Raw genomic sequence first — 22,900 nt, 5'->3', positions numbered from 1 at the left:
ATTTAATTTTGTTTAAAAACATAACATGAGCGATTTTTATAAAAGGATACTGGACAATAATAAAAAGTGGGTAGAAGAGAAGTTAGGGCAAGATCCTAACTTTTTCGAAGATTTGTCTAAAGGACAAAATCCTCCACTTCTATGGATAGGCTGCTCAGACAGTCGGGTTCCAGCGAACGAAATCACCGGGACGAAATCAGGTGAGGTTTTTGTTCACCGTAATATCGCTAACATGGTTATTCATAGCGATATGAATATGTTGAGTGTGTTGGACTATGCCGTAAACGTGTTAAAAGTAAAACATGTAATTGTATGTGGTCACTATGGTTGTGGTGGAGTAAAGGCAGCCATGGGAAACAGTTCGTATGGTATAATTGATAACTGGATCAGACATATTAAAGATATTTATCGATTGAATAAAGACAAGCTGGTGGTGATTGAAGATGAAGAAGAGCGTTTTAATAGATTTGTTGAACTCAATACAAAGGAACAAGTACTCAATTTGGCCAAAACATCTATCGTTCAAAATGCTTGGAAAAACGGTCAAGAATTGTTTTTGCACGGGTGGGTTTATGGACTAAATTCGGGTTATGTTACCGATTTGGATGTGAACTTTTCAAGTAATGAAGATTTACACGAATTGTATCAGTTAGATATTTAAGATTAATTTAATAACTAAAAATTTAGGCGATTGTGCTATTTGTAGTACCTTCGCCTTTTTTATAAATATTTATTTTTACCGAATGGAAGATTTCAATTGGTTGCAGTTACTAAATCCAGAATTCTATATTTTATTGGAATTTGGAGGAATTAAAATAGGTTTGCTTGTTGTATTGTTTATTGTTTTTGCTGAAACAGGATTGTTGGCAGGTTTCTTCCTTCCTGGAGATAGTTTGTTGTTTCTTGCAGGAATTTATAGTGAAACATTAATGCAGCAAATTTCATTAGGGAATGATTTTCTTAATGTTACTGTTTTTGCATCTTTGGTATCGCTAATGGGAATCTTAGGAAATATGACTGGTTATTGGTTTGGAGCCAAAAGCGGTAGCTACCTATACAATCAAAAAGATACTTTTTTCTTCAAAAAGAAATACCTATACCAAGCCAAAGACTTTTTTGAAAAATACGGAAACAGAGCGATTGTTTTTGCACGTTTCTTGCCTATCGTACGAACTTTTGCTCCGATAGTGGCTGGAATTGTTTCTATGGACAAAAAGAAATTTATGTATTACAATATTCTTGGTTCTTTTTTGTGGTCTTTTTCTATGATTTTTGCCGGTCATTATCTACACGCTTTCTTTTTGAATGCTTATGGAATCGATTTAAAACATTATATCGAATTTATTGTTATAGGAATTGTAGCCTTTACAACGCTTCCGGTTCTTTGGAAGCTTTTTAAGAAAAGAGTGCATATTGAGTAATTCATAAGAAATATTTTTTTAGTTTTGTTGCCTCAAAATAAAGATGTTGTATACCAGTAAATATAGAGCCTTGAATTGTTCGAAGAGATTATTCTCTTTGATGGCTGCATTGTTGTTGGTTTTCAACATGTCGGGAAAAGGTTTCATAGGTGATACCCAACCCGAAAAAGGTAAACCATTCTCTTTTGTTCATAAAGTTTCTGTAGGAACTAAGGTTTATCAAATCAATTCAATACCTGATGAAGTTCAGGAAGATTTATCCGAAATCGAATTAGACGATTTCGAGTTTTTGACCTTTGAAAACTTTTCAATACAAGGTCTAGCTCTTGATATGGAAGAAACGGAGCTCTCCGTAGTACATCAATTCCATAAAATCACCAAACTTCCATTGTATGCGCTGTTCTGCAAGTGGAAATTCCATCTTATTTAATGCATTCTTGGCTGTCAATCAGTCCTGAAAGTGCTTACTAAACTGAATTTATTTTGTAGTAAATTGTTTGCATGTTGGACAAAATGTAGTTTTTGCTGAATTACTGCATTATTGGTCTGGATGTTTGCTATTTTTTGCTTTTTCGAAAGTGATGGGTTCGTCTGAGAATACATCTTCAGTTGCTAAGCCTTATTTGTATCCGTTTTTCTACTACAGAAAATGGGCTACTTTTTTTACCTAAAATTATTTTAATCTATTTATTATTACCTAGTTATGGCAAGAAAGTTTTTATTGCTTGCTGGTTTGTTGACATTGTTGTTGAATGCAAGCTGCGAATCTAAAAAAGAAGAAAAAGAAGAGAAAACACACTTTTTAGTTACTACACCAGTAAAAAAAGATACTATTATTACAAAAGATTATGTGTGTCAGATACATGCTTCCAATCATATTGAATTGAGAGCACAAGAAAGAGGTTATTTACAAAAGATATTTGTTGATGAAGGGCAGTTTGTACGCAAAGGACAACTGTTATTCCAAATCATGCCGAATTTATATCAGGCAGAGGTGCAAAAGGCTCAAGCGGAAGCCAATTTTGTTAAAATTGAATACCAAAATACCAAAAAATTAGCGGACAAAAATGTTGTTTCTCCTAATGAATTAGCTATGGCTAAGGCAAAATTAGATAAGGCTAATGCTGAATTGGCTTTAATGAAAGTGCATTTGCAATTCACAGAAATAAGAGCGCCTTTTGATGGTATCGTGGATAAGTTTCACGTCCGATTGGGAAGTTTGCTGGAAGAAGGTGATCTTCTAACCAATTTATCGGATAACAGTAAAATGTGGGTGTATTTCAATGTCCCAGAATCTGAATATTTGGACTATAAATCGAAAGCGAGCTACGGTAAATCGAAAGTGAATTTAATCATGGCCAATAATGAGCCGTTTGCTTATCACGGAATTGTTGAGACTATTGAAGCTGATTTTAACAATGAAACCGGAAACATCGCTTTCAGAGCTACATTTCCCAATCCGAAGGGGTTGTTACGACATGGTGAAACCGGTAATATTCAAACCACCATTCCTCTAAAAAACGCCCTGTTGATTCCACAGAAAGCCACTTTTGAAGTATTGGAAAAGAAATACGTTTATGTGATTGATAAAAACAATGAAGTAAAATCGAGAGCAATTACCATTGCAGCCGAATTGCCACATATTTTTGCTATTAATAGTGGTTTGACTCTAGGAGATAAAATTCTTTTAGAAGGCTTACGCCAAGTGAAAGAAAACGAAAAAATAGAGTATAAAATAGAGAATGCGACTCATGTACTTTCTCATTTGGAATTGTATGCTGAATAATTTAAAAGAATAGAAAAAATGTTTAGCAAATTTATACAGAGACCCGTATTCGCGATTGTAATTTCAATCATGATACTTTTTGTGGGAACTTTGGCTATCAAACAAATGCCAATATCTCAATTCCCTCAAATTGCCCCAACAACAGTAAACATATTTATTGCCTATCCAGGAGCTAGTGCCGATGTATTGGTCAAATCTACCTTGATTACCCTAGAAAACTCAATTAATGGGGTAGAAGGGATGCGTTACATTGCTACAGATGCTACTAGCGCCGGAGAGGCTACTCTACGTATTATTTTTGAACCCGGAACCGATCCGAATCAGGCGGTTGTTCGTGTTAAAACCAGGGTAGACCAAGTGATGCCATTATTGCCTGAATTGGTGCAGCGTGAAGGCGTTGTAATTACGCCTATTCAACCAAGTATGTTGATGTACGTGAATCTTTACTCCAAAGATAAAGGAATGGATGAAAAATTCTTGTATAACTACGCAAGTGTAAAGATGATTCCGGAGATAAACCGTCTAAAAGGGGTGGCACGTTCACAAATATTAGGAAGTAGAACCTATGCGATGCGTGTTTGGTTGAACCCTGAACGTATGCGAGCTTATAATATTTCTGTTGATGAGGTAATGGAAGCTTTGGGCGAACAAAGTATTATCGGTCGTCCGGGACGAATCGGACAAAGCTCGGGTATCGCCGCACAATCTCTAGAATATGTTCTGACCTATAAAGGCCGTTATAGCGAACCTAAAGAATATGAAAATGTAATTATCCGAGCCAATTCAGATGGAGAAAGTATCCATTTGAAAGATATTGGTAAAGTAGAGCTGGGTAGTGAATTCTTTGATATTTACTCCAATTTGGATGGTCATCCTTCAGCTGCTATCGTATTAAAACAAAATTATGGAAGTAATGCTAGTGAAGTGATTGACGAAATCAAAGGTAAACTGGAAGAAATGAAAGCGTCGTTCCCTCCAGGAATGGATTACAAAATTAGCTATGATGTTTCTCAATTCTTAGATGCCTCAATAGACCAAGTTATCGATACTTTGCGAGATGCTTTTATTCTGGTGGCGCTAGTGGTGTTTGTCTTTTTAGGAGACTGGCGTTCCACATTGATTCCAATTTTGGCTGTTCCGGTTTCGCTTATTGGTGCTTTCTTTGTAATACAGTTTTTTGGTCTTTCCATCAACTTGGTAACGCTTTTTGCGCTAGTTCTCGCTATTGGAATTGTTGTCGATGATGCGATCGTCGTCGTTGAGGCAGTGCATGCCAAGTTTGAAGAATTTCCAAATATCACTCCATACCAAGCGGTTAAAAAAGTGTTAGGTGAAATTGCCGGTGCTGTTATTGCTATTACTGCGGTTATGGTTTCGGTTTTCTTACCAATATCGTTCATGTCTGGTCCAGTTGGAACTTTTTACCGTCAGTTCTCTATTACAATGGCAAGTTCCATAGTAATTTCAGCACTGATAGCACTTACCTTAACTCCGGTTTTGTGTGCCATGATGCTGAAAAATCATCACGGGCATCCTAAAAAACAGAATTTATTAACGAAATCTTTAGATCGTTTTAATCAAGCTTTTGATAAGCTTACTGGGAAATACGTGACTTTGTTAAAAGCTATTGTAAACAGAAGGGTACTTACTTTTGGTATCTTGGCGGTTTTCTGTGCCGGTATATTTGTTGAAAATCAAATTCTTCCTTCGGGATTTATACCAATCGAAGATCAAGGAACCATTTATGCAATCATTCAAACGCCCCCGGGTTCTACTTTGGAAACAACGAATCATGTTTCTCAGAAATTACAGAAAATCTGTGAAAAAGTGGACGGTGTAGAGTCAGTTTCGTCTTTAGCGGGCTATGAAATCATGACCGAAGGTCGTGGTTCGAATGCAGGTACATGTTTGATCAACTTAAAACCTTGGGACGAACGCAAGCATACGGTTAAAGAAATTATGGAAGAGTTGGAGGAGAAATCTCATGGACTGGGAGCTATTGTGGAATACTTCGAACCACCTGCAATTCCTGGATTCGGGGCATCTGGAGGTTTTTCAATGCGTTTGTTGGATAAAAATACCACTACCGATTATCAGGATTTCGATAAAGTGAATAAAAAATTCATGGAAGATCTAGGTAAGCGCAAGGAATTAACGGGATTGTTTACTTTCTTCGCCGCAAATTATCCGCAATACGAACTTGAAATTAATAATGAACTCGCAATGCAGAAAGGGGTTTCCATCGGGAAAGCCATGGAAAACTTGAATATTCTAATTGGTAGTACTTACGAACAAGGCTTTATTAAATACGGACGTTTCTTCAAGGTATATGTTCAATCCGATCCAAAATACCGAAGATTGCCAACGGATATTCTGAATCTTTATGTGAAAAATGATAAAGGGGAAATGGTGCCTTATTCTGCTTTTATGACACTTAAAAAAGGGCAGGGGCCAAATGAAATTACTCGCTACAATATGTATAATTCATCTGCTATTCAGGGATTGCCGGCTGAGGGTTATACTACTGCCGATGCGATTAAAGCTATTCGGGAAGTTGCAGAAGTTTCTTTGCCGAAAGGATACGATATAGCATGGGAAGGACTTTCCTATGATGAATCGAATAAAGGGAATGAGTCAATTTATATTTTCGGAATCGTTCTGTTGTTCGTGTATTTTGTTCTCGCAGCACAGTATGAAAGTTTTATTATCCCGTTATCCGTAATTTTTTCACTACCTGTGGGTGTTTTCGGTTCGTTCTTCTTGCTTCAAGCCATGGGACTGGAGAATAATATTTATGCCCAAATTGGACTCATTATGCTCGTCGGTTTGCTCGGTAAAAATGCTGTGCTTATTGTAGAGTTTGCTATACAGAAGCGGAATGAAGGGTTTTCTATTCTAGATGCGGCAATTGAAGGAGCTAAAGTTCGTTTTAGACCAATTTTGATGACATCGTTCGCTTTTATTGCTGGATTGATTCCGTTGATAATTGCTACAGGCGCAGGTGCTATTGGTAATAAAACCATTGGTGCAGCAGCTTTGGGCGGAATGCTTTTCGGAACAATTTTCGGTGTGGTCATTGTTCCAGGATTGTACTATATTTTTGGTTCTTTGGCCGATGGAAGAAAATTAATTAAAGATGAAGACGAAAGCTCTTTGTCGGATGAATTGGTTCATCTTATGGATGGTTTTAATACACATAATCAAACAACGGAAAAGAATGATGAAGTTAAATAAAAATCGCAGTTACAGATTTATTGTTGGAACCATTCTTTTTATAAGTATGGTAGGTTGTAAAACATTTTCAACTGTAGAACGAAAAGAAAATAAATCGGTTCCTGAAATGTTTGCCGGAACAACTAAAGACACAATGAATTCAGGCCGAATTTCTTGGAAAACGTTTTTCAAAGATCCTTATTTGCAAGCTTTAATAGATATAGCATTGAAAAACAATCAAGAGTTGAATATTACGATGCAGGAAATCGAAATCGCTAAAAATGAAATTAGAGCCCGAAAAGGAGAATACCTTCCAACTGTTGGATTAAGAGGCGGTGCTTCGGTAGACAAAGTAGCGCGTTTTACTAATATTGGTGCGATGGAAGCAACAACAGAAATTAAACCTGGTAAAGAAATGCCTGAGCCCTTGAAAGATTTTAATCTCGGAATATACACCAATTGGGAAATCGATATCTGGAAAAAATTACGCAATGGAAAAAAAGCGGCTGTCAACCGTTATCTTTCTTCTGTAGAAGGTAAAAATTTCATGGTGACCAATATGGTGGCTGAAATTGCCAATTCGTATTATGAATTATTGGCTTTGGATAACCAATTGCAAATTATTTATCAGAATATCGAAATTCAAAGCAATGTGTTGGAGATTGTTAAAATTCAAAAAGATGCAGCACGTGTTACTGAATTAGCTGTCCGAAAGTTTGAAGCTGAGGTATTAAAAACAAAAAGTCTGCAGTTTGAAGTGCAACAGAAAATCGTTGAAGCGGAAAACCGAATTAATTTCCTAATTGGCCGCTATCCACAGCACGTAGACAGAAGTTCGATGGTATTTACTGATATTATACCGGAAATGATTTATACTGGTATTCCTTCACAGTTGTTGGGTAACCGACCTGATATCAGACAGGCTGAATTTGAATTAGAAGCAAGCAAATTGGATGTGAAATCTGCTAAAGCGCGTTTTTATCCATCCTTAGGGATTTCAGCTGGAATTGGATATAAAGCTTTTGATCCTAATTATCTTTTCAAACCGGAATCGTTATTGTATTCTCTCGCAGGAGATTTAATGGCGCCTTTGATCAATAGGAATGCTATAAAAGCCAGTTATAATACTGCTAATGCGAAACAAATTCAAGCGGTTTATAAGTACGAACAAACTATTTTGAATGGGTATGTAGAAGTGGCGAATCAGGTTTCTAAAATTGACAATTTGAAGAAAAGCTATGATTTAAGATTCAAACAAGTGGAAGCATTGACGGCCTCGGTTGCAATCTCAAATGAGTTGTTCCGTTCTGCTAGGGCAGATTATATGGAAGTATTGTTAACTCAACGCGATGCATTGGAATCTAAATTTGATTTAGTGGAAACCAAGATGCAACAGTTGAATGCAATGGTTAGCATCTACAAAGCATTAGGTGGCGGTTGGAATTGATATAGTAGTTGGTTATTTACTTAGAAAGTTATTGTGCTTCGGCATAATAGCTTTCTTTTTCCAAAGTGAAAATGGTTTTGGGATGAGGTTTTTGTTGGTATGGTATTGATAAAAATTAGTAAAGGAAGTATATTTACAAACTTCTTGGAAATAGAATCAACTTTGGCATAATAAACGAGATTTAAATGTCATTGATTTGGATTGTCTGTGACTATCGAATGAATCCTTTTTTCAATTAATCAAATACCTTAATAGAATAAGAATATGCTAAAATTGAATCGCATCAAATCGATTTTCCTAATGGGAATACTAATTTTTGGATCAATCCAAAATAGTAATGGACAAATAAAAAATAGCAATACGAATATTTGGACGCATTATGTTGGGAAAAATAATTTAACCAAGAAATTGTCTTTCACTTTTGAAGGCACATTGCGTTTTGCAAATGGATTTGAAGAAAAGCAGCAATGGTTTGTAAGACCATCGGTAGATTATCAATTTAGCAAATGGTTTACCGCAAGTATTGGGTACAGTCATTATAATACATACTCCTATGGTGATCCGGCAATGAATAAAATCAGTATTCCTGAAGATCATGTATGGTTTCAGGGTACGGTTGTTCATAATTCAGGTGATTTTAAATTTACCCATCGTTTGCGTGATGAATTACGCTATGTAGGTGTGACTGTACAAGATCCTGTAACGGAAGAGTTTAGTGTTGATCGTTATGACTATCGTAACCGAATGCGTTATATGTTTTTGGTCAATTATCCAATAACAAAAGTAGATGGAAATACAAAGTTGTTTGCTATTTTAGGTGATGAGGTTTTTGTGAATCTAGGCTCGAATGCGGGGAAAACATTTTTGAATCAAAATAGAATTATTGGGGGATTTGGTTATTCAATCAATAAACAAAATCAGTTGCAATTGTCTTACATTCATCAGAATATATGGAATTACCCAAACACATTTCAGGAAAGTAATCCAACAGTAAGATTGTCCTACATTACTAATTTTGATTGGTATAAAAAACAAGAATAAAAATATCGTAAATTCAACTCTAAGTGAGTATTTTATTAAAAAGTTTAAAAAAGTAATGAAGTTAATAATTAAGTTGTCATTTGTATTTTTATTTGTACAATTTGCACAATCACAAAGTGTTATATCAGGTAATCTTAGAGATGGGAGTGACGGAAATTCATTGTCAGATGTATATGTTTTTATTCCGGAATTGAATAAAGCCGTCGTAACAGATGACTCTGGTAATTATTCGATTCAAGTCAAAGCAAAAGGAGAGTTTACACTCCAATTTTCTCTTTTAGGTTATCAATCTATACTTAAAGTAGTTCAGCTAAATACAGAAAATCTAACTTTGGATGTGCTTTTAAAACGAAATACTATCGAATTAAACCCAGTGGTAATTTCCAATTCTTTTTTGAATGAATTCAATCAAAATACGTATAAAGTGGATGTAGTTACCAAAGATGATATTCAAAAAGTTGGAGGTTTCTCTGTTATGGATGTTTTGAATAAGATTCCAGGAGTTGATGCGATTACAACTGGTACTCAGGTAACTCGCCCCGTAATTAGAGGTTTGTCAAGCAATCGTGTTTTGACTTTACTTAATGGTGTTCGTTTTGAAACCCAGCAATGGGATGACGAACATGGTATCGGCTTAAATGAGAATGGTATCGAAAGAATTGAAGTTATTAAAGGGCCTGAAAGTTTATTGTATGGGCCCGAAGCGATGGGAGGAATTGTTAATTTTATTAAAACCAAACCCGCACCTGTCGGTAGTACAAGAGGATCGGCGTTGACAGTTATGTCTACAAATAATTTAGGATGGAGAGCTTTAGCAAATGTAGATGGAGCAAAAGAGAAATACAATTGGGGTTTTAGTGCTTTAGGAAAATTGTTTTCGGATTATTTTATCGAGAATCAATCTTTTCGAGTACCAAATACCCGTTTATTGGAATACGGCGCTAAAGGATATATTGGTGTCGACCGTAAATGGGGTTCGACGAATTTGGAATATACATTCAACCAAGCTTTTTTTGGCATTTTGGATGGCAAAGACATAGTCTTTACTCCTGATGGCGATATTATCAATACCGATATAGAAAAGGAAAAATACCCATTTGAAATTGAAGCACCTTTTCATACGGTTGTAGATAATCGAGTAGTATCTACCTCTACTTTTTTAACTGGGAAATCAAAATTTGAAGTTTTATTGAGTTATCAAAACAATCATAGAACTGAAAATGAGGAATTATCGGGTGTGAAAAAAGGGTATAAATATGTAGATATGACACTGCAAAGTCTAACTTATAGCGCCAAATGGTTTGGTCCGAAATGGGGAAGATTCTCCTCTGTTTTTGGTATGCAAGGTATGCATCAGAATAATAAAAATGGTGCTAATGCCGCTACAGTTTTAATTCCGGATGCTGCCATCAATGACTTAGGTTTTTTCGCTCTTAGTAAATACGACTATGGTAAGTTGAATTTTACATTGGGTGCACGTTATGATTCGAGAAAATTAAATACGGATGAAACCAACGGGTTGAATTATTCTATTCCTGAACTATCAAAGTCATATGATAATGTTAGTACTTCTATTGGTGTGGCATATAACGTAGTATCAAATCTAACTTTAAGAACGAGTTTTGCTACGGGTTATCGTTCACCTAATTTGAATGAATTAACCTCTAACGGCTATAAATTGGAATCACGTCGATTCGAAGTGGGTAACCCGAATTTTGAAAAGGAACACAATAATCAATTTGATTTTAGTTCGGTCTATGATACGAAATCTATAACATTTGAAACTTCGTTTTTTGTCAACCGTGTGAATAATTTCATCTATATCGCTCCCACAGGGAATATGGTTCCAAACAATACTAATCCTTCTGAAAATGTGCCAGAATACAAATTTCATCAAGCCAATGCTGAGTTGCTAGGAGGTGAAGCTCGACTGGATATTCATCCTGCAAAATTGAAATGGTTCCGTATCGAAACAAAATACGCTGTACTAAACGGTAAGAATACGGATAATGATTCCTACTTACCAATGATGACACCCACGAAATTATCCAATACTGTATATTTCAATTTCAATGATTTTGGGAAATTTACAAAAAGTTATTTTAGTATTAATTTGGCATCTACTTTTGATCAAAATCAAGTTGATGCGAATGAGTTGAAAACAAAAGGGTATAATTTGATAAACCTAGGCTTATTTACAACACATAAAACAACAGATTTTACATTGACTGCTAATAATCTTTTGGATAAACAATATGTGAATCATATGTCTCGATTCAGACAATTTAATATTTCTGAACCTGGATTGAACATCGCTATAAGTGTTAAAAAGAAATTCTAAAGTCTTTATATAGAACAAAAACCCCGATTGTGAAATCGGGGTTTTTATTTTAAATTATATGTATGGGAAGATTTACATCATTCCCGGCATTCCGCCACCCATTGGCATTCCGCCTCCGGCATTCTCTTCTTTGATGTCGATTAAAGCACACTCTGTGGTTAAAATCATTCCAGAAACCGAAGCAGCGTTTTCTAAAGCCACACGTGTTACTTTCTTAGGGTCAATGATTCCAGCTTCCAACATGTCAACATACTCGTCTGTTTTTGCATTATAACCAAAGTTGTCTTTACCTTCAGTAACTTTAGCAACTACTACAGAGCCTTCCAAACCAGCATTTTCTACAATAGTTCTTAAAGGCGCTTCAATAGCACGAGCTACGATTTGAACTCCTGTTGCTTCATCAGCATTTTGTGTGTTAATGTTGGCTAAAGCTGTTTTTGCTCTTAATAAAGCAACACCACCACCAGCAACAATTCCTTCTTCTACCGCTGCGCGAGTCGCATGTAATGCGTCGTCCACACGGTCTTTTTTCTCCTTCATTTCCACTTCAGAAGCAGCGCCAACATATAATACGGCTACACCACCAGCTAATTTTGCTAAACGTTCTTGTAGTTTTTCACGGTCGTATTCTGAAGTTGTTGACTCCATTTGTGCTTTGATTTGGTTCACACGATTTTTAATCATTTCGTTATCACCAGCACCGTTTACAAGTGTAGTATTGTCTTTGTCAATAGAAACTTTTTCAGCAGTTCCAAGCATTTCTAACGTTGCATTTTCCAAGTTGTATCCGCTTTCTTCAGAAATTACAGTACCGCCGGTTAAAATAGCAATATCTTCTAGCATTGCTTTTCTTCTGTCTCCAAAACCTGGAGCTTTCACAGCTGCAATTTTCAATGCACCGCGTAATTTGTTTACCACCAATGTAGATAATGCTTCACCATCAACGTCTTCAGCGATAATTAATAAAGGTTTTGATGATTGTGCAACGGGTTCAAGAATAGGTAGTAATTCTTTTAATGAAGATACTTTTTTGTCGTATAATAGAATGTAAGGTCTTTCTAATTCAACCTCCATTTTTTCTGTATTCGTTACAAAGTAAGGAGATAAATAACCTCTGTCGAATTGCATTCCTTCTACTACATCAACATAGGTATCTGTACCTTTTGCTTCTTCAACTGTTATAACGCCTTCTTTTCCTACTTTACCAAAAGCAGTTGCAATTAAATCTCCGATAACATCATCGTTGTTTGCAGAAATCGAAGCTACTTGTTTGATTTTGTCTGTAGAAGAACCAACTTCTTTTGCTTGTTTTCCTAAATCGGTTACAATTGCTTCCACCGCTTTGTCTATGCCTCGTTTTAAATCCATTGGATTGGCTCCGGCAGCAACGTTTTTTAAACCTTCTTTTACGATAGCTTGTGCTAAAACAGTTGCAGTAGTTGTACCATCACCTGCCAAATCATTGGTTTTAGAAGCTACTTCTTTCACCATTTGTGCTCCCATGTTTTCAAGAGCATCTTTCAATTCCACTTCTTTTGCAACAGAAACACCGTCTTTGGTTACTGTGGGTGCTCCAAAAGATTTAGAGATGATCACGTTACGTCCTTTTGGACCTAAAGTTACTTTTACCGCATTGGCTAATGCGTCTACACCACGTTTTAAACCATCACGTGCTTCAATATCAAATTTTATATCTTTTGCCATTATTCTTGTTTTAATAATTAAAGTTTAAAAAGTTAAGAGTTCCAAATAATCAAGTTTAGATAATCGCAAGAATATCTTCTTCACGCATGATTAAATAATCTTTCCCTTCAAATTTCAGATCAGTTCCGGCATATTTTCCGTATAAAACAGTATCGCCAATTGCCACTGTCATTGGTTGGTCTTTTTTACCATTACCTACAGCAACCACTGTTCCTTTTTGAGGTTTTTCTTTTGCAGTATCCGGGATGATAATTCCAGAAGCTGTTTGCGTTTCAGCCGCAGCAGGTTCTACAATAACACGGTCTGAAAGTGGTCTAATATTTAATGCCATAATTATATGTATTTATGATTTATTATTTTCTATTTTTCGTTTTAGCCTCACTCAGTTGGCTATTGCCTTTAGACAGAAATTATGCCAAGGCTTAAAATCTGACAAATTTTCTAAATAAAAATGCCAGCACTGACAGGCTGGCATTTAAGTTTTCGTTATGTCGAAAATTATTTTTTTGCTTCTTCAGTAGCTGGAGTTTCGGTAGCAGCAGGTGTAGTTGCTTTACCATCTTGAGCTGGAGCGGCAGTCGGAGCAGTTGGAAGAGCAGCCGGAGCAGCCGATTCATCAATAATTTTAGAACCTGTCTCACTGTTAGAACCTGTGAAGCTTAAGCTTGATAATAAAATCAAAACGATTAAAGTTCCAGCTAAATACCAAGTACTTTTATCCAAGAAGTCAGTTGTTTTTTGAACTCCTCCCATTGTTTGAGAACTTCCGAAAGTTGAAGACAAGCCTCCTCCTTTAGGGTTTTGTACCATAACTACTACGATTAGTAAAAAACAAACTATAGTGATTAAAACTAAAAAAATTGAAAATGTACTCATTGTTACTTATTGTTATTTTGTTGTAAATCTTTTATTTCTAAAATTCGGTCTGCAAATAAACTACTTTTTTCTGGATATTTCAAAATTAATATTTCATATGCTTGTATTGCTTTGCTATATTTTTTTTGTTCCAGATAAACTTTTGCTAACGTCTCTGTCATTAAGTAAGATGTGTCCTCGTTTTTTTGGGTAAATACCGGGGGTGTAGCGTCTTCTTTCGGGGGTGAAATTTTAGGGTTGGTTTCGATGAATTTGTCGATCAATTCAAGTTTGGCTTCTAAACTTTTAACTTCAGGTTTAGTGTCTGTATTCTCTTCGTTTCTCTCAATGGGTTTTATCTTTGACAACTGTAACCATTCCTGAAAGGAATGTGTTTCGTTAGTATTGAAAGAAATGGGTTTTTCTACATCCGATTTTATTTCTATGATGTTGTCTTTTTGATCTTCTTGTTCTAAAGTTTCCTTACTAAGTGGTTCGGATACAGATTCTAAATCTTGGGTAGCTTCTTTGATGGAAGATAGGATCGATTTTTCTAGCGTATTTTCCACTATTGGTTCCTGAGGAACAACTGGTACAAATTCGATTTCTGAAATTTCTACCTTTTCAATACTATCACTAGTAGGTATCACCTTTTCGTTGGCTTCAAAGTTTGTTTTCTGAATCGTTTGAAAATGTTCCGAAGTTATGAAGTCAAATAACACAGTTCGGTCTGTTGTGTAAGCTGCGGTTGTTTTTAATGCTTGGTTGTATTTAAAACTGTCTTGGGCATACAAACCTTTCAGTACAATACTTCTTGCGCTTTGGAAATAGGGGAATTCTGCCAAAATTCTGTCCAATTCATTAATATGATTGTAGTTGATGGCTCCGGGATTGTTTAGTACATTGGTAAACTCTGAGATATTCATAAAATTACCATTTGGCTAAAGTGTCATTAAAAATGTCTTGTGTGATTCTTTCAAAAATCTCGTCCAATGCGGTACGGAGCTGTGTTCCTGTTAATTGTTGGTCGCCAGCATAATCGAAAAAGAAAGAGAATCTTTTTTCAAAGTTTTCTTCCGGTTTGTTTTTATTGCTAAAACGCACGTTTACAGAAATAGTCAGTCGGTTTTGTGCCGCAGTTAAATCAGCTGTTGCTGTCATTGGTGAAATTCGATAATCTACAATTTCACCTTCATAGACTAAGTCACCGTCGGTCGTCGTTAAATTTAAATTGGTCTGATTTTGTATTAAATCCTGCAGACGTAATGTGAAATCACGATCGATACCCGGTTCAACTAATTCCGATACATTCTGAAAGTAGTTGACTTGAAATGTTTTGGCATCAATTTTACTGGTTCCCGTAAAGTTGTAAACAGAACAACTGTTCAGCAGGAAGAAAAGCGATGCTACTACTATGTAATATGTTTTTTTCATTTTAGTTTTCCAAAGATATGAAATTGGAATTTTACAAATCGAATTGTTTAATTTTTCTATACAATGTTCTTTCAGAGATTCCTAATTCATCCGCAGCCGCTTTTCGCTTTCCTTTATTGCGTTCCAATGCTTTTTTGATGAGTTCAATTTCTTTTTGGTCCAAACGTAGAGAATCTTCTTCTTCCACGGTATCGGCAAAAATATAATTACCTTCTTCATCTTCATCGATGAATTCTTCTTGAATGGTGGCGCTGTCTGTAGGGATTACAGATATTCTTGGTTCTTCTTCGAAAAGAATTTCACTTTCGTTCTCTTTTGAAGTTCCATATACTTTCTGAATCAGACTCGGATTAATATCTTGTACTTTGGCTCCGTTTTTCATGAGTTCCAAAGTGAGTTTTTTTAGATCATTCAAATCACTTTTCATGTCAAAAAGTACCTTGTAAAGGATATCTCTTTCGGTTGAAAAATCACTTTCGGATTTTTTGTTGATGACAGAAGGTAAATTCGAACCTTCAGAAGGTAAATACGAAACAAGCGTTTGTAATGAAATGTCTCTGTTGGTTTCCAAAACCGAAATTTGTTCTGCAGCATTGCGAAGTTGACGGATATTTCCGTTCCATCGGTACTTTAGTAAATACTGTACTGCAGGTTCCTCTAATTTAATTGGAGGCATTTTGTATTTGTGAGCAAAGTCGGATGCGAATTTACGAAACAGTAAATGGATGTCTTCTTTACGATCGCGTAATGGCGGCAATCCTATTTCTACTGTGCTTAAACGATAATATAAATCCTCGCGGAATTTGCCTTTTTCAATGGCTTCAACCATATTTACATTGGTAGCAGCAACTATTCGAACATTGGTTTTTTGTACTTGGGAAGAACCGACTTTGATGAATTCGCCGTTTTCTAAAACACGCAACAAACGCACTTGAGTCGTTAAAGGCAATTCACCCACTTCATCTAAAAAAATGGTTCCTCCATCTGCTACTTCGAAATACCCTTCTCTAGTTGAAGTTGCGCCGGTAAATGATCCTTTTTCATGACCGAATAATTCACTGTCAATCGTTCCTTCCGGGATTGCACCGCAGTTCACGGCAATGTATTTTCCATGCTTGCGGTGTGAAAGGGAATGGATTATTTTTGGAATACTTTCTTTACCAACGCCACTTTCTCCGGTTACCAATACCGAAATATCCGTAGGAGCGACTTGAATGGCTTTTTCAATCGCACGGTTCAATTTTGGATCATTTCCGATAATCTCGAATCGTTGTTTTATGGCTTGGACGTTTTCCATTTGTTTTTAGTTGTTTAAAGTTTCGTTGCTTAAAGTGTAATCCTTAAACTAATTGGTTTGCATCGCACTATATCCAACTGCTTCTCCAATCAAAGTTGCAGTTGTGCAGTCGGAAATTTTTACCAATACGAAATCTCCTGGCTTGTAATTTTCTTTAGGAAAAACAGTCACTACATTTTCTGAATTTCTTCCTGACCAATGTTTATCGGATTTCTTCGACTCTTTTTCTATTAAGATTTCAACGGTTTGGTTCAAGAAACGTGCGGTACGTTTTGCGCTTAATTCTTGTTGCAAGTCAACCACTTCCTGTAAACGACGCATTTTGTCTGCTTCCGGAACATCGTCTTCCATTTTACGCGCGGCTAATGTACCTGGTCTTTCGGAATAAGCAAACATATAACCGAAGTCATACTCCACATATTCCATTAAACTTAAAGTGTCTTTGTGATCTTCTTCGGTTTCGGTAGGGAAACCGGTAATCATATCTTGTGAAATCGAACAACCCGGAATGATACGTTTGATTTTATCTACCAAAGCCATATATTCTTCACGAGTGTGTTGACGGTTCATTTCTTTTAATATTCTTGTGCTTCCAGATTGAACTGGTAAGTGAATGTAATTACAAATGTTGTCGTATTTAGCAATCACATGCAATACTTCTTCGTGCATATCCTGTGGATTCGAAGTGGAAAAACGGAAACGCATTTTAGGGAACTGTACGGCACACATTTCTAACAATTGTGCAAAGTCAACAGCAGTGGCTTTCTGCATTTCGCTGGCTTTTTCAAAATCTTTTTTCAATCCGCCACCATACCATAAATAACTATCCACGTTTTGTCCTAACAAACAAATTTCTTTGAAACCTCTGTCCCATAAATCTTTGATTTCTTCAATAATAGATTGTGGTTCACGGCTTCTTTCACGTCCGCGAGTAAATGGAACGACGCAAAACGTACACATATTGTCACAACCTCTAGTAATAGATACAAAGGCATTGATTCCGTTGGAATTCAAACGAACCGGTGAAATATCACCATAAGTTTCGTCTTTCGATAAAATCACATTGATTGCATCTCGACCTTCTTCTACTTCTTTTAAAAGATTAGGCAAATCTTTATAGGCGTCTGGCCCGACAACCATATCGACAATTTTTTCTTCTTCCAGAAACTGACTTTTCAAACGTTCGGCCATACATCCTAAAACGCCAACTTTCATTCCTGGATTGATACTGCGTTTTACTGCGTTGTATTTTTCCAAGCGTTTACGAACCGTTTGTTCTGCTTTGTCTCGTATAGAACAGGTATTCACCAATACAAGATCAGCTTCTTCTAATTTTTGAGTCGTATTATAACCTTGTTCGGTTAAAATAGAGGCTACGATTTCGCTATCCGAAAAATTCATAGCACAACCATAACTCTCTATAAAAAGTTTTTTAGTATTTCCTTCTTTTTCTTGTAAAACTAGGCTGGTACCTTGTTTCTTTTCATCAATTTCCTTTTCCATAAATTGCCTTTGCGTAAAAATGTGCGTGCAAAGATAGTACTAAAATTTGATTTTATGACAAGATGTCAGATGCTCGGTGTTAAATATTTTGTTAATCTTGCAAAAAAAATAATTTATGAACGAATTCTACGATTTAGAACAAAAAATTGCAACCAATCCTCGATTGGATTTTGGGAACGTATTTGGACAGTCTTTTGACTTATTCAAGATAGTGTGGGCTAAAGGTGCCTTATTTATGCTTTTTTATGGTATAGGATCTTTTGCACTTATGATGCTATTTCTTATGCCGGCCTCCCTTTTAGGCGCTTCTCTTGAAAATGGTAATTGGTTAGATTCTGGACTTGGTGTACCAGCCATTATTGCCTTTTTTGTTTTTATGATGTTGCTTTTTGTAGTGTTGATGACTTTGGTGACAGGTTTAATGGCAGGTTTTTATCTTGGTTGTAAACAAGCCGATGAAGGTCATGGTTTTTCTACCGAAAATTATTTTGTCTTTTTTAAAGGCAGGGCTATTAAGCGTACAGTGGGTATCGGTCTAGCTACATTTGGTGTCTCTTTGCTTTCTGCAATTTTGTGCTATTTTCCTTTGATTTATACTTCTGTACCTATAAGTTATTTTGTGGTTATTTATGCTTTTAACCCTCATCTTTCTACAGCAGATATTGTAAAATTGGCATTTAAAATTGGTACCAATAAATGGGGGATAACCTTGGCGTTAACTTTAGTGTTGATGTTATTGGCATATATTGGTGGAGTTGTTACGTGTGGTATTGGTTTCATTTTTACGTTTTCTATAATTCTAATTCCTAAATACTTTATATATAAAAGTGTCATCGGTTTCGAAACGGAAAACGTGTTGGATGAAATTGGACAGGATTCTGAATTTGATTCTTTATAATATATTAAGGTATAGAATTAAAATCCCTCAACTGTAATACGGTTGAGGGATTTTTTATTTACTTAATAAGCAGCTTCAATAGCGTGGGGGTGTTTGGCCGATCGCATTCTGCTTACAACTCGCCTTACGCTGTATTCTTCTTTTTTTATGCTGTCTTCAAAAACGAGTCTTCCGGCATTCACAATCTTCGAAATATAGCCATACAGTGCATTGTAGTGCGTCATGTTGGCTTCGGTCAGTTCTTTTCGTTGGTTCATGAAAACATTTTGATTGGCATTCTTTTCGGATAAACTAATTCGGTGTGCTTCAAGTGTTCCGGCAAAAGTGGGTACCATTCCTTCATCTACCAAGGCTTCTAAATTTTCCATCACAAACTGACGAAGACTTTCTATCTTGACTATGGCGCCTCCAATATTGTTGCGAGCCAAATCGTTTTTTAGTGTAATGATACTATCCGTGTTCAAATGCGCACTATCGGTATAACTCTTTAAAAAATTGAGCTCTTTGTTAAGTTCTGCAGCTTCTGCATATAAACTAAAGGTGGTGTCTTTTTGTTTTTCTGTCAAAACCAACCCGCTTTCCAATGTTTTGACTTCTTCTAGTTTGGCCGTGAATTCAGCCAGAAATGAAGCGTTTAGTTTTGGATACCGTGTCATAATAATTTCCTGATCCCTAACAAAGCTCTTGCGTACAAAGTCCCCCAAACTTGTGTACTCTTCTTTTCTGATTCTACTCATAATACTGTTTTGTTTTTATAGTGTGTTTTTTTCCAAATGTAAAGAGGAGATTAGTAAATAACAATAAAATTCTTACAAAAATTTAAGATAATTTAACTGGGTTTTATCCGGAAAAAGATAAGTGTTTAATAGTCAGTATTGTTGCTAGCTATGATTTTAGCATTACGAATCACTCTACAGTTGGTACTATGAACTATGCTACTGGTACTAATGATTATTGAGGTGGTACCGATGATTGTTTAGTTGGTACTGATTATTGTTGAAGTGGTACCGATGATTATTGAGGTGGTACTGAAGACTTTTTAGGTGGTACTAATGATTATTGAGGTGGTACCGATGATTGTTTAGGTGGTACAGAAGACTTTTTAGGTGGTACTAATGATTATTGAGGTGGTACCGATGATTGTTTAGGTGGTACAGAAGACTTTTTATGTGGTACCGAAGAATTTTTATGTGGTACTGATGATTGTTTATGTGGTACCGATGACTTTTTAGGTGGTACGAATGATTATTTATATGGTACAAAGACTTTTTTATTGTTCTAGAATAGTATGAACCAAGTACTGCCTGCTTTTTGAAAAGGGTCTAAGAACTAAGTGCTATGGACGAATTACGAATAGTCACTAATTCGCCGTTCATCGCTAAAAAATACTTTTAAAAAGGGCAAAAACACAATATTTAAAAAAAACCTATACTTTTGCCGAAGAAATAAAACTGCAAATGGCAAAGAATTTAGTGATTGTTGAGTCGCCTGCAAAGGCAAAAACTATTGAAAAGTTTCTTGGGAAAGAGTTCCAGGTTGAATCAAGTTACGGACACATCGCTGATTTACCTTCCAAGGAAATCGGTGTAGATGTTGATAATGACTTCAAACCGAAATACGAAGTTTCCCCGGATAAAAAAGCATTGGTTAAAAAACTCAAAGACTTGTCTAAAAATGCCGAAACGGTTTGGTTAGCATCCGATGAGGACCGCGAGGGAGAGGCTATTTCATGGCACTTGGCGGAAGAGTTGAAATTGGATCCTAAAAAGACCAAACGTATTGTTTTTCACGAAATTACTAAATCAGCTATTCAAAAAGCAATTGAAAACCCACGTGGTATCAATTACGATTTGGTTAATGCACAACAAGCGCGTCGTGTTTTAGATCGTTTAGTTGGGTATGAATTGTCGCCTGTACTTTGGAAGAAAGTCAAAGGTGGATTGTCTGCCGGTCGTGTGCAATCAGTTTCCGTACGTTTAATTGTGGAACGCGAACGTGAAATTCAAAATTTTAAAGCAGAAGCTTCGTATAGCGTTACTGCCGAGTTTACAAACGAAGCAGGAAAAAGTTTCAAAGCGAAATTGCCTAAAAACTTCGCAACGAAAAAAGAAGCGGAACAATTTTTACAACAAAATATAGGTTCTTTATATAAGGTAGCGGATTTAGAAACAAAGCCAACCAAAAAATCACCTGCTGCACCATTTACAACGTCTACATTGCAACAGGAAGCGGCTCGTAAATTGTATTTGCCGGTAGGTATTACGATGCAAATCGCGCAACGCTTGTATGAAGCGGGATTGATTACCTATATGAGAACGGATAGTGTGAATCTTTCACAAGAAGCTATGGCAGCAGCTCAAGCTGAAATCACAAGCTACTACGGTGCAGAATATAGCAAACCAAGAAATTTCAATACCAAATCTAAAGGAGCACAGGAAGCGCACGAAGCTATCCGTCCTACAGATATGTCGCGTCATGCTATTGATATCGACAGAGATCAGGCGCGTTTGTATGATTTGATTTGGAAAAGAACAGTGGCTTCGCAAATGAGTGATGCGCAGTTGGAACGTACGAATGTGAAAATCGAAGCGAATAATCATAAAGAAATATTCAGCGCTACCGGAGAAGTAATCAAATTTGAAGGTTTCCTTAAAGTGTATCTTGAAGGAAATGATGAAGATGAAGAACAAGAAGAAGGTATGTTGCCTGCATTAAAAGTCAATGAGGCGCTAAAAAATAATTACATTACGGCTACCGAGCGTTTCTCTCGCGCAGCTGCAAGATATACGGAAGCTTCTTTGGTGAAAAAACTGGAAGAGCTTGGAATCGGTCGTCCGTCAACTTATGCGCCAACGATTTCAACAATTATCAACAGAAATTATGTTGAAAAAGGAAATTTCGAAGGTCAAGAACGTCAATACAATCAGATTACCTTGAAGAATGCCGAAATCAATGCGCAGGTTTTAAAAGAAAACGTAGGCTCTGATAAAGGGAAATTGGTACCAACCGATATTGGAATCATTGTAAATGACTTCCTGGTTAAGAATTTTGAAACGATCTTGGATTACAATTTTACAGCTAAAGTTGAGCAGGATTTTGACGAAATCGCTGAAGGAAATATTGAATGGGCGAAAATGATGAAGGATTTCTACAATCATTTCCATCCAAATGTTCAAAATGTTGAAAAGAATGCGGAGAGAGAAAGTGGCGAGCGTATTCTAGGTGTCGATCCTAAATCTGGAAAACAAGTATCTGTTCGACTAGGTAAATTTGGTCCAATGGTGCAAATCGGTGAGGCTGATGATGAAAACAAACAATTTGCAAGTTTACGAGCAGAACAAAATATCAGTACAGTTACTTTAGAAGATGCTTTGAATTTGTTTTTATTGCCTAAAAATTTAGGTGTATATAAAGGGGAAGAAGTAGAAGTGAATAATGGGCGTTTCGGACCGTATGTCCGTTTCGGTAAAACTTTTATTTCATTGCCTAAAGGTGAAGAGCCATTAGACGTGACTTTGGAAAGAGCACAGGAATTGATTGATGAAAAGAATCAGGCTGATGCTCCTATCGGACAATACAAAAATATGGATGTCCAAAAAGGGGTGGGTCGTTTTGGTCCGTTTATCAAGTGGAATGGAATTTTTATTAACGTAAGTAAAAAATACAATTTCGATAATTTATCCGCATCTGATATTGCTGAGTTGATTGAAGACAAATTACAAAAAGATATCGATAAGGTAATACATAACTGGGAAGAAGAAGGAATTCGCGTGGAAAAAGCACGTTGGGGACGTTCGGTAATTCTGAAGGGGAAAATCAAAATCGAATTGAATAAAGATGTTGACGCTGCAGCATTAACTTTGGATAAAGTAAAGGAGATGATTGAAGCTAAGGCTCCGGCTAAGAAACCGGCAGCTAAAAAAACAGCAACTAAAAAAACGACTGCTAAAAAGAAATAAG

General features: G+C 36.2%; 18 protein-coding genes. 10 read left to right on the top strand and 8 right to left on the bottom strand.

Features of this window, described 5'->3' with window-relative positions:
- Window positions 1-25 precede the first annotated feature (25 nt).
- From can to ACS8MM_RS10270, 8 genes are all read left to right on the top strand, one after another.
- Window positions 26-661 (top strand): carbonate dehydratase, encoded by a 636-nt coding sequence (gene can / locus ACS8MM_RS10305; protein WP_379716289.1) that lies wholly within the window; start codon window positions 26-28, stop codon window positions 659-661.
- 82 nt (window positions 662-743) lie between these two features.
- A complete protein-coding gene (locus ACS8MM_RS10300) occupies window positions 744-1,421 on the top strand; it encodes a DedA family protein (RefSeq protein ID WP_379716286.1) in 678 nt (225 codons plus the stop codon).
- Window positions 1,422-1,464: 43 nt separating this feature from the next.
- Entirely contained in the window at window positions 1,465-1,851 is a 387-nt protein-coding gene (locus ACS8MM_RS10295) for a hypothetical protein (protein ID WP_379716283.1), read from the top strand.
- Window positions 1,852-2,124: 273 nt separating this feature from the next.
- Complete coding sequence (locus ACS8MM_RS10290; RefSeq protein WP_379716279.1) at window positions 2,125-3,207, top strand: efflux RND transporter periplasmic adaptor subunit; 1,083 nt, start codon at window positions 2,125-2,127, stop codon at window positions 3,205-3,207.
- Between the two features lie 18 nt (window positions 3,208-3,225).
- Entirely contained in the window at window positions 3,226-6,441 is a 3,216-nt protein-coding gene (locus ACS8MM_RS10285; protein ID WP_379716276.1) for an efflux RND transporter permease subunit, read from the top strand.
- The gene (locus ACS8MM_RS10280; RefSeq protein ID WP_379716273.1) at window positions 6,425-7,867 is read left to right on the top strand and encodes a TolC family protein; all 1,443 of its coding nucleotides are present in this window, start codon (window positions 6,425-6,427) and stop codon (window positions 7,865-7,867) included. Before ACS8MM_RS10285 ends, ACS8MM_RS10280 begins: the two co-directional genes overlap by 17 nt.
- Window positions 7,868-8,167: 300 nt before the next feature.
- Window positions 8,168-8,908: a DUF2490 domain-containing protein gene (locus tag ACS8MM_RS10275; RefSeq protein WP_379716270.1), complete on the top strand. Its 741-nt coding sequence runs from the start codon at window positions 8,168-8,170 to the stop codon at window positions 8,906-8,908.
- Between the two features lie 55 nt (window positions 8,909-8,963).
- Entirely contained in the window at window positions 8,964-11,249 is a 2,286-nt protein-coding gene (locus ACS8MM_RS10270) for a TonB-dependent receptor (RefSeq protein ID WP_379716267.1), read from the top strand.
- Between the two features lie 72 nt (window positions 11,250-11,321).
- Here ACS8MM_RS10270 and groL read toward each other — a convergent pair whose 3' ends face one another.
- From groL to miaB, 7 genes are all read right to left on the bottom strand, one after another.
- Entirely contained in the window at window positions 11,322-12,953 is a 1,632-nt protein-coding gene (gene groL / locus ACS8MM_RS10265; RefSeq protein ID WP_379716264.1) for a chaperonin GroEL, read from the bottom strand.
- A 55-nt stretch (window positions 12,954-13,008) separates the two neighbouring features.
- Entirely contained in the window at window positions 13,009-13,284 is a 276-nt protein-coding gene (locus ACS8MM_RS10260) for a co-chaperone GroES (RefSeq protein ID WP_379716261.1), read from the bottom strand.
- 167 nt (window positions 13,285-13,451) lie between these two features.
- Complete coding sequence (gene secG / locus ACS8MM_RS10255; RefSeq protein ID WP_379716258.1) at window positions 13,452-13,829, bottom strand: preprotein translocase subunit SecG; 378 nt, start codon at window positions 13,827-13,829, stop codon at window positions 13,452-13,454.
- A 2-nt stretch (window positions 13,830-13,831) separates the two neighbouring features.
- Window positions 13,832-14,734, bottom strand: a complete 903-nt coding sequence (locus ACS8MM_RS10250) for a tetratricopeptide repeat protein (RefSeq protein ID WP_379716255.1) — start codon at window positions 14,732-14,734, stop codon at window positions 13,832-13,834.
- Between the two features lie 4 nt (window positions 14,735-14,738).
- Window positions 14,739-15,242, bottom strand: coding sequence for an LptE family protein (locus ACS8MM_RS10245; protein WP_379716252.1), 504 nt, complete (start codon window positions 15,240-15,242; stop codon window positions 14,739-14,741).
- Between the two features lie 31 nt (window positions 15,243-15,273).
- On the bottom strand, window positions 15,274-16,539 hold the full coding sequence (locus ACS8MM_RS10240) for a sigma 54-interacting transcriptional regulator (protein WP_379716249.1): 1,266 nt from the start codon (window positions 16,537-16,539) through the stop codon (window positions 15,274-15,276).
- 48 nt (window positions 16,540-16,587) lie between these two features.
- Window positions 16,588-18,042, bottom strand: a complete 1,455-nt coding sequence (gene miaB / locus ACS8MM_RS10235) for a tRNA (N6-isopentenyl adenosine(37)-C2)-methylthiotransferase MiaB (RefSeq protein ID WP_379716245.1) — start codon at window positions 18,040-18,042, stop codon at window positions 16,588-16,590.
- Between the two features lie 115 nt (window positions 18,043-18,157).
- Here miaB and ACS8MM_RS10230 point away from each other — a divergent pair, with 115 nt between their 5' ends.
- Window positions 18,158-18,940, top strand: coding sequence for a hypothetical protein (locus ACS8MM_RS10230; RefSeq protein ID WP_379716242.1), 783 nt, complete (start codon window positions 18,158-18,160; stop codon window positions 18,938-18,940).
- 62 nt (window positions 18,941-19,002) lie between these two features.
- Here ACS8MM_RS10230 and ACS8MM_RS10225 read toward each other — a convergent pair whose 3' ends face one another.
- The gene (locus tag ACS8MM_RS10225; protein ID WP_379716239.1) at window positions 19,003-19,677 is read right to left on the bottom strand and encodes a hypothetical protein; all 675 of its coding nucleotides are present in this window, start codon (window positions 19,675-19,677) and stop codon (window positions 19,003-19,005) included.
- Between the two features lie 720 nt (window positions 19,678-20,397).
- On the opposite strand from ACS8MM_RS10225, the gene topA reads away from it, so the two are divergent.
- Window positions 20,398-22,899, top strand: a complete 2,502-nt coding sequence (gene topA, locus ACS8MM_RS10220) for a type I DNA topoisomerase (RefSeq protein ID WP_379716236.1) — start codon at window positions 20,398-20,400, stop codon at window positions 22,897-22,899.
- Window position 22,900 lies beyond the last annotated feature (1 nt).

The organism is Flavobacterium sp. MAHUQ-57 (assembly GCF_051908335.1).
In the GTDB taxonomy this organism is placed as follows: Bacteria; Bacteroidota; Bacteroidia; order Flavobacteriales; family Flavobacteriaceae; genus Flavobacterium.
The sequence above is the reverse complement of the archived record's forward strand: the minus strand, read 5'-3'. Positions and strand labels throughout refer to the sequence as shown.

What these genes read in the sequence shown, in the direction of transcription:
- ACS8MM_RS10300 (WP_379716286.1), top strand. Translation starts at nt 744, where the DNA reads ATGGAAGATTTCAATTGGTTGCAGTTACTAAATCCAGAATTCTATATT.
- ACS8MM_RS10285 (WP_379716276.1), top strand. Translation starts at nt 3,226, where the DNA reads ATGTTTAGCAAATTTATACAGAGACCCGTATTCGCGATTGTAATTTCA.
- ACS8MM_RS10245 (WP_379716252.1), bottom strand. Translation starts at nt 15,242, where the DNA reads ATGAAAAAAACATATTACATAGTAGTAGCATCGCTTTTCTTCCTGCTG.
- topA (WP_379716236.1), top strand. Translation starts at nt 20,398, where the DNA reads ATGGCAAAGAATTTAGTGATTGTTGAGTCGCCTGCAAAGGCAAAAACT.
- ACS8MM_RS10225 (WP_379716239.1), bottom strand. Translation starts at nt 19,677, where the DNA reads ATGAGTAGAATCAGAAAAGAAGAGTACACAAGTTTGGGGGACTTTGTA.
- ACS8MM_RS10230 (WP_379716242.1), top strand. Translation starts at nt 18,158, where the DNA reads ATGAACGAATTCTACGATTTAGAACAAAAAATTGCAACCAATCCTCGA.
- ACS8MM_RS10240 (WP_379716249.1), bottom strand. Translation starts at nt 16,539, where the DNA reads ATGGAAAACGTCCAAGCCATAAAACAACGATTCGAGATTATCGGAAAT.
- groL (WP_379716264.1), bottom strand. Translation starts at nt 12,953, where the DNA reads ATGGCAAAAGATATAAAATTTGATATTGAAGCACGTGATGGTTTAAAA.
- ACS8MM_RS10260 (WP_379716261.1), bottom strand. Translation starts at nt 13,284, where the DNA reads ATGGCATTAAATATTAGACCACTTTCAGACCGTGTTATTGTAGAACCT.
- ACS8MM_RS10270 (WP_379716267.1), top strand. Translation starts at nt 8,964, where the DNA reads ATGAAGTTAATAATTAAGTTGTCATTTGTATTTTTATTTGTACAATTT.
- ACS8MM_RS10275 (WP_379716270.1), top strand. Translation starts at nt 8,168, where the DNA reads ATGGGAATACTAATTTTTGGATCAATCCAAAATAGTAATGGACAAATA.
- ACS8MM_RS10290 (WP_379716279.1), top strand. Translation starts at nt 2,125, where the DNA reads ATGGCAAGAAAGTTTTTATTGCTTGCTGGTTTGTTGACATTGTTGTTG.
- ACS8MM_RS10295 (WP_379716283.1), top strand. Translation starts at nt 1,465, where the DNA reads ATGTTGTATACCAGTAAATATAGAGCCTTGAATTGTTCGAAGAGATTA.
- ACS8MM_RS10250 (WP_379716255.1), bottom strand. Translation starts at nt 14,734, where the DNA reads ATGAATATCTCAGAGTTTACCAATGTACTAAACAATCCCGGAGCCATC.
- can (WP_379716289.1), top strand. Translation starts at nt 26, where the DNA reads ATGAGCGATTTTTATAAAAGGATACTGGACAATAATAAAAAGTGGGTA.
- miaB (WP_379716245.1), bottom strand. Translation starts at nt 18,042, where the DNA reads ATGGAAAAGGAAATTGATGAAAAGAAACAAGGTACCAGCCTAGTTTTA.
- ACS8MM_RS10280 (WP_379716273.1), top strand. Translation starts at nt 6,425, where the DNA reads ATGATGAAGTTAAATAAAAATCGCAGTTACAGATTTATTGTTGGAACC.
- secG (WP_379716258.1), bottom strand. Translation starts at nt 13,829, where the DNA reads ATGAGTACATTTTCAATTTTTTTAGTTTTAATCACTATAGTTTGTTTT.